Source organism: Pueribacillus theae, assembly GCF_003097615.1.
GTDB classification, from domain to species: domain Bacteria; phylum Bacillota; class Bacilli; order Bacillales; family UBA6769; genus Pueribacillus; species Pueribacillus theae.
In genome coordinates this window covers 1-6,371 of record NZ_QCZG01000076.1, presented here as the reverse complement: position 1 = coordinate 6,371, position 6,371 = coordinate 1, and the positions used below count along the sequence as shown (strand labels likewise).

The window sequence follows — 6,371 nt, the reverse complement described above, 5'->3', positions numbered from 1 at the left end:
CTGGCCAGTAACAAAGGCTTTCAGCCGTAGAGCAAACCACCCGTTCACACGGGTGGTTTTGATTAAGGGGTGTTTACATGACAAGAAGAATTCATAAATATAGCAATCAAAAATTAAGCCGGGGAGAACCTCCCAATTTCTCTGGACAGCATTTGATGCATAATAAAAAATTGCTTAATGAAATGGTAGAACGAGCAAATGTAAGCAAACAAGACACCGTTTTAGAGTTGGGAGCCGGAAAAGGTGCTTTAACAACAGTATTAAATCAAAGAGCTGGAAAGGTATTGGCGGTAGAATATGATTCCAAATTTGTTGAAATTCTTGAATGGAAAACTGCTTTGAACCCAAATACCACAATTGTTCATCAAGACATTATGAAAATCCATTTGCCGAAGGAAAAGTTTGTTGTTGTGTCCAACATTCCATTTTCCATTACGACCCCCATTATGAAAATGTTGCTTAGCAACCCTTCAAATGCTTTACAAAGGGGAATTATCGTAATGGAGAAAGGAGCGGCTAAACGATTCACTTCAAAGTTCGTTAAAAACGCTTATGTTTTAGCTTGGAGAATGTGGTTTGACCTACACTATGTCAAAGAAATTTCGAGAACGAACTTTTCCCCGCCTCCAAAAGTGGATTGTGCAATGGTCTTGATAAATAGAAAAAAAGAACCGATTATTCCAATTAAGGATCGTGTGATTTTTATAGGACTTGCAGAATATGCACTTAGAGAGCCAAGAGCGACTATTGAAATGGCTCTAAAAGGAATATTTACTCCGCCTCAAATGAAGCATTTAAAAAGAAACTTAGGAATTAAAAATGAGATAACAATCGGTTCTCTAACGGAATCTCAATGGGGAATTGTTTTTAGGACAATGATTCAGTATGTACAGCGTCCCTTGTGGCCAAAAACAAAAAAGAAGCGATAACTTTTTGAGAAACCGCGATCACAGATCATTCAGCCTTTCGAATGTTTCATTCCTTCCCATCATATGAATGGTGTATATCATATTGCGGGGGGAGAAGCATGTCCAAACAATATCATCAATCAATTTCAGAAAAAGACTTGGAAAAGTATTATGAATTAAGTGAAAGTAAAAAGGAAATTGAAAAAAAATTGAAAGAACTAAATCAGGCTTTTCATCTTTATTTTGATGAAACTGTAGGGGAAAACCAAAAAGGTGAAAGAAACATTGGGCAATATAAAATACAAAGACAAATTAGACAATCAAACGATTTTAACGATGAAAAAACTGTACTTCGTCTAGAAGAATTAAATTTGCATGATTGCATCCAAGTAATTAAAAAGCCGGACAAGCAAAAAATCAATTCAGCCCTTACACTCGGTATTATTGAAGACGCACAAATCAATGACTGCAGAATGTCTAAAAGCACAAAAGCAATTATTGTGAAAAAGATATAAAGCTTTAACCAATTGCATCAAAAAGTGGAAATTATTCTCCAAGATAATAAAAGGGACGTACTAAAATTAACGTACCGTCCCTATCTTTTTGTTGTTCATCCTCTATTTGTCGAATGGTTCCAAAGCAACTCATTGTTTTTATAACCCTTTAAAATTATCCCACTGTTAAATCATCCTAAGTTCCTTATCCTCCTACCAAAGGCGCTTTACAACCTGTTAACAAGTACCATTAAATTTCAAAGCTGCATCCAATCATTTTCTTGTATAATGGACATATAGGTATTAAGGACTAGGAGATGAAAGAACGGGGGATGAACGTGACAAAAAAGCGATGGCTTAAAATATGTATAGGTCTTCTTAGTGTACTGTTGATTATAGATATCACCGCCAGTTTTTATTTTTATAATCTTGCAATCAAGCGGAATGAAAAAGATTTTTTAGTCGGAAACAAAGATTTGAAAGTGTCTGCGAAAGCGATGGATACTTTTTTGGAAGGCGATTGGCGCCAATGGGTCAGCAGCCAAGCGTTTGAAATTTGGGATATGCAGTCACGTGACGGCTTAGAACTCCAAGGGTATTTTTTAAAAGCAAAAAAGCCGACAAATAAAACAGTGATTTTCGCTCATGGCTATCTTGGCCGTGCAAAAGATATGGGATTATATGGGCAATATTATTATGATGAGCTCGGATACAATCTATTAACAGTAGACTTGCGTGGCCACGGACAGAGCGAAGGAGATTACATTGGCTTTGGTTGGCCTGATCGGTTGGATCTTTTAGATTGGATAAAACTCGTATTGAAAAATCAAGGAGCACAGTCCGAAATTGTTTTACATGGACTTTCAATGGGCGCCGCTACGGTTTTAATGGCAAGTGGGGAAGACCTGCCCAATCATGTCAAAGCAATCATAGCAGACAGCCCATATACAAGTGTGTATGATTTATTTGAATATCAAATGCACCGTATGTATCATCTGCCGGCATTTCCAGTTTTGCCAACCACTAGTTTAGTAACAAATATGCAAGCGGGGTATTCACTAACAGAAGCATCTGCACTAGAACAAGTAAAAAAAGCTACCGTCCCAATTTTATATATTCACGGCAACAATGATACTTTTGTGCCAACAGAAATGTCGAAAGAATTATATGAAAATACGAAAAGTGAAACAGATATTATAACATTTGACGGTGCCAATCACGGAGAAGCTTTTGCAGTTCAAAAAGATAAGTATATTAAAAAATTAAATGAATTTCTGCAAAAGTATGTTAAGTAAAAATTCTTGCATTTCGTAAATCATAACGCTTCAAAAAAGGGGGCAGCACTCCATTAGTGATGCTGCCCTTTTCAATTAAAATAGTGACGAACATATTCATGCATCCACCACAGTCCGCACATTATGATTGCATAAGGGGACGCATCGAATGTAAACTTGCTTTAAAGCTGCTACTATTTTATGAATGACAGACAGCAGCAACATCCAATAAAGGAGCATATAAAATGAACATCGAACAACATGTTTCCAATTACATTAACATCTATGATCAACTACAAGAAAAATTGAAATGGAATGTTACTGATAAGCGTATTTTGATGACAATTGCTTCTCTCTATGTGATGAAATCAAAAGCGTTTCATCACGAAAGGTTCATTCATATTTCAGATGAACTCAAAAAGCAATCAAGTGTTTTCTCTTCCATGAGATCTTATTTAAGGTATACAACTGCTGCCACGCTTGATGTTCATTTTGAAAATGCGGTCGAACTCATTCCAACTTTTTTTAGTTTATATGAAGGTTTTATTCAAGCTAAGTTCCAGAGAGGAAATTTTACATATATTTCGGCATCTGTTTTGCTTACAAAACAGTCTAATCCTTCTCATTCAAAAGAGATCATTTCAAAAGTTAAAGCGATTTATAATGGGATGAGACGGGAGCATTTCCTTTTAACTTCAGCTAGTGATTATCCGCTTGCCACATTACTTGCTTTGGAAAATCGGGATGGCATTATCCAATATACCGAGAATTTTTACCGAGAACTAAATAATAATGGATTTAGAAAAGGAAATGACCTCCAATTTCTTAGCCATATTTTATCATTAAATAAAGATGAGAGTGTTGAAACATTAGTAAATCGCACAACACGTATCTATGATGCTTTCAAAGAGAGCGGACTAAAACAAAAGACTGCTTACTATCCTTTGATGGGCATGCTTGCTTTACTTCCTTGCGAAGAAGTCAACATGAATATTATTATACAAATCTATGAGCAACTCAATAATGCAAAATCTTTCAAATGGCAAAAGGATATGAACGTGATGTTAGCTGTTTGTTTTTACGTAAGTGAAAAACTGGCTCATGAAAGTTTAATCGAAACAAGCATATACACAACGATTGAGACCATCCTACAAGCCCAGCAGGCTGTCATGATTGCAACAATAGCTGCTGCAACAGCAGCTTCTACATCCAATTCCAACAGTTAAAAAAAAGGAGTTCTTTCATTGAGAAATTTTATGATTGGTACGGCCTGTCTTATGATGATTGGTTTAATCATTGCCATCATCTTTTACCAAAACCAAAACTCCAAACCGATCCTCCCGCTAAATGAAGTGCTAGAGGAAAAAGCCGAACAAGATGAACCTAAACAACAACCTCTATATGCTGAACATCCCATTGATTACTCTTTACAAAACGATCAACTTAACATTACGTTCGACAAAGGAAAAAGTTGGATTCCGGTTCCAGTTGAAAAAGATAAATTATTTAATGGGGAGTATAGCGGAAACAAACAAACACTTATTGAGCATAGTTACATTCTTACGAAAAATCGTGTTGCCTTTTTATACTCGGATGGGCTTAGCTGGGAGGACCAAAAAATAGTCTTAACCTATTCGCTTGACCAAGGGAAAACTTGGCAAGATTCAATCGTTGCACAACCCTACCCATCCATTCGTTTCCGAAAAGTCGCTTTTTTAAATGACGAGTTCGGATATATTATTGTTTCCGGTGACCGAACGATGTCACAGGAAATGTCGAATGTTTATTTAACTAAGGATGGAGGAAAGTCTTGGAAGGAAACAAACAATTCGAATGTAACGAGATTAATTGCAGACGGCGGATTTGTTGATGAAAACACAGGTTTTTTATCATTTGGAACGATTAATCCTGAAAAACCTCAACTTTATGTTACACAAGATGCAGGAGATACTTGGCAAGAAGCTAGCATTAATATTCCAGCAAAGTACAATGAAATCTTTGTTATTGCTGAAACACCAGTTAAAGAAGAAAATCATTTGGCATTATTCATTAATCAAGGGCCTAATGGCGACTATAAAGGCGGGAAGGTAAAAGGTAAATTTATTTCGAATGATAATGGCGTCACATGGGGATTCTCCACGGAGGTAACACCTAATGAAACAGAATAAGAATACTTTAAAAAAAATTGGGGGAATGTTGCTTTTCCTTTTCGCAATTGGCTTTTTCATTTTGCAAATAGGGTATTTGTTTTTACATACTACGTACCAAGTGGAGTATACTGATGATCGGCTATTTTATATCATAAATATTTTTATAATGATCTGTTTAGCCGCGGCAATCCTGCTTCTTATTAGCATTACGAAAAAATGGAAGGTAATTGGTGGCAGTATTATCATTCTTTTCATTATTGTCAATGTCGTGTTGCTTTTTATAAACAACCATCAAATTAAAAATATTGTTCGCATTTCGCCGGACTTTAAACATGTTTTAGCACTTAAAGAAAATACAAAGACAGGGAAGACCGTGTACTACAGAACCTATTACTATATACTCGCACGGCCAAAAGAAAGTTTTCCTTATAAAACAACCGGAGAATTTAAAGTCAAATGGTTGGCAAAAGATATTGCGGCAGTTACTTACAAAGCAGCCGATAACACGATTCACCAGTACATCGGTACTTATGGGGATCGTGGCGGCGGTGGTTCCTATTACTATGTAGGCCCATCACTCTACGGGCGCTGGGAAGGGAAAGACGTCGAAGTGATAAGTAATCAAGAAGGAATTACTGTGGTGCATAATGGTAAATATGAGGAATTTGATTGGGATCATATCGTCCAATTTGGAACGCTTGCTGTTGTTCTAACTAAAAATAACCAGGCTGCTTGGGCGATAACATTAAATGAGAATTTTGAAGTAGATTCCAACTCGTCCGTACCGCCATCAGGGAGTATCAGTTTATATGAAGCAACAATGGCAAAAAATAAGCCAATTACACTTCAATATGTTCATTGAAATTAGTCTAAAAAGTAGGGTACTAAACTATTTAAGAACAGGTCGTGGTTGAATGGAAAAAGTCATTTTTGAAGCGATAAATTTAAATAAAGAAATTGATGGACATTCAATTTTACAAAACATTTCTTTCAGATGGAGAAATCCTGCAGTTATAGCTATCACTGGAAAAAACGGCTCAGGTAAAAGCACATTGTTAAAAATTTTGGCAGGAATTTATGAACCAACAAGTGGAAAAATCATAAGAAATTCAAGAAAGATTGGCTATGTGCCGGAACATTTCCCAGAGGACCTTCGATNCAGGGGAATGGTAAGTCGTAACTTTTTATGGTGGGAGTAACATCAGACCCCGATAACTAAACGGACAGCTTTCGATCGTGGAGCACAACCTACTGTTGCCACGAGCACGTATATCAAATTACATCTTTCTCCGATCGAAGCGAACCCTGTTCTTATTTCATTTGAAAGGAACATCGTTATGGAAGATTTGCTTGAACGCTGTGCTGGATTGGACGTTCACAAAGACTCCGTTGTTGCCACAGTTATTGCTGGAAAGCATGGAAAACGTCTTGTGAAAGAAACGCAATCCTTTGGGACAATGACCCCGGATTTATTGGAGCTCAGTGATTGGCTTTCCTCTTTCGAATGTACCCATGTGGCGATGGAAAGCACAGGAGTGTACTGGA

Annotated in this window: 8 protein-coding genes; all 8 read left to right on the top strand. The window is 36.8% G+C overall.

The window, feature by feature from the left end; translation table 11 throughout:
- Window positions 1–77 precede the first annotated feature (77 nt).
- Complete coding sequence (gene erm / locus DCC39_RS18340; RefSeq protein WP_116556334.1) at window positions 78–929, top strand: 23S ribosomal RNA methyltransferase Erm; 852 nt, start codon at window positions 78–80, stop codon at window positions 927–929.
- A 98-nt stretch (window positions 930–1,027) separates the two neighbouring features.
- The gene (locus tag DCC39_RS18335) at window positions 1,028–1,423 is read left to right on the top strand and encodes a hypothetical protein (protein ID WP_116556333.1); all 396 of its coding nucleotides are present in this window, start codon (window positions 1,028–1,030) and stop codon (window positions 1,421–1,423) included.
- Window positions 1,424–1,734: 311 nt separating this feature from the next.
- Window positions 1,735–2,697, top strand: a complete 963-nt coding sequence (locus DCC39_RS18330) for an alpha/beta hydrolase (protein WP_116556332.1) — start codon at window positions 1,735–1,737, stop codon at window positions 2,695–2,697.
- Between the two features lie 224 nt (window positions 2,698–2,921).
- Entirely contained in the window at window positions 2,922–3,902 is a 981-nt protein-coding gene (locus tag DCC39_RS18325) for a DUF4003 family protein (protein WP_116556331.1), read from the top strand.
- 18 nt (window positions 3,903–3,920) lie between these two features.
- On the top strand, window positions 3,921–4,844 hold the full coding sequence (locus DCC39_RS18320; RefSeq protein WP_116556330.1) for a WD40/YVTN/BNR-like repeat-containing protein: 924 nt from the start codon (window positions 3,921–3,923) through the stop codon (window positions 4,842–4,844).
- Window positions 4,831–5,688 carry a hypothetical protein gene (locus DCC39_RS18315; protein WP_116556329.1) on the top strand — a complete coding sequence of 286 codons (858 nt, stop codon included), beginning with the start codon at window positions 4,831–4,833 and terminating at the stop codon, window positions 5,686–5,688. The genes DCC39_RS18320 and DCC39_RS18315 overlap by 14 nt, the downstream gene beginning before the upstream one ends.
- A 52-nt stretch (window positions 5,689–5,740) precedes the next feature.
- Window positions 5,741–6,025 carry an ATP-binding cassette domain-containing protein gene (locus tag DCC39_RS19710; protein WP_116556328.1) on the top strand — a complete coding sequence of 95 codons (285 nt, stop codon included), beginning with the start codon at window positions 5,741–5,743 and terminating at the stop codon, window positions 6,023–6,025.
- A gap of 138 nt (window positions 6,026–6,163) precedes the next feature.
- Window positions 6,164–6,371 (top strand): IS110 family transposase (locus DCC39_RS18305; protein ID WP_165820936.1); only part of this gene is annotated, 208 nt, incomplete at its 3' end.

Excerpts from the sequence above, each read along its gene's own strand:
- DCC39_RS18325 (WP_116556331.1), top strand. The coding sequence starts at position 2,922 with ATGAACATCGAACAACATGTTTCCAATTACATTAACATCTATGATCAA.
- DCC39_RS18335 (WP_116556333.1), top strand. The coding sequence starts at position 1,028 with ATGTCCAAACAATATCATCAATCAATTTCAGAAAAAGACTTGGAAAAG.
- DCC39_RS18315 (WP_116556329.1), top strand. The coding sequence starts at position 4,831 with ATGAAACAGAATAAGAATACTTTAAAAAAAATTGGGGGAATGTTGCTT.
- DCC39_RS18330 (WP_116556332.1), top strand. The coding sequence starts at position 1,735 with ATGAACGTGACAAAAAAGCGATGGCTTAAAATATGTATAGGTCTTCTT.
- erm (WP_116556334.1), top strand. The coding sequence starts at position 78 with ATGACAAGAAGAATTCATAAATATAGCAATCAAAAATTAAGCCGGGGA.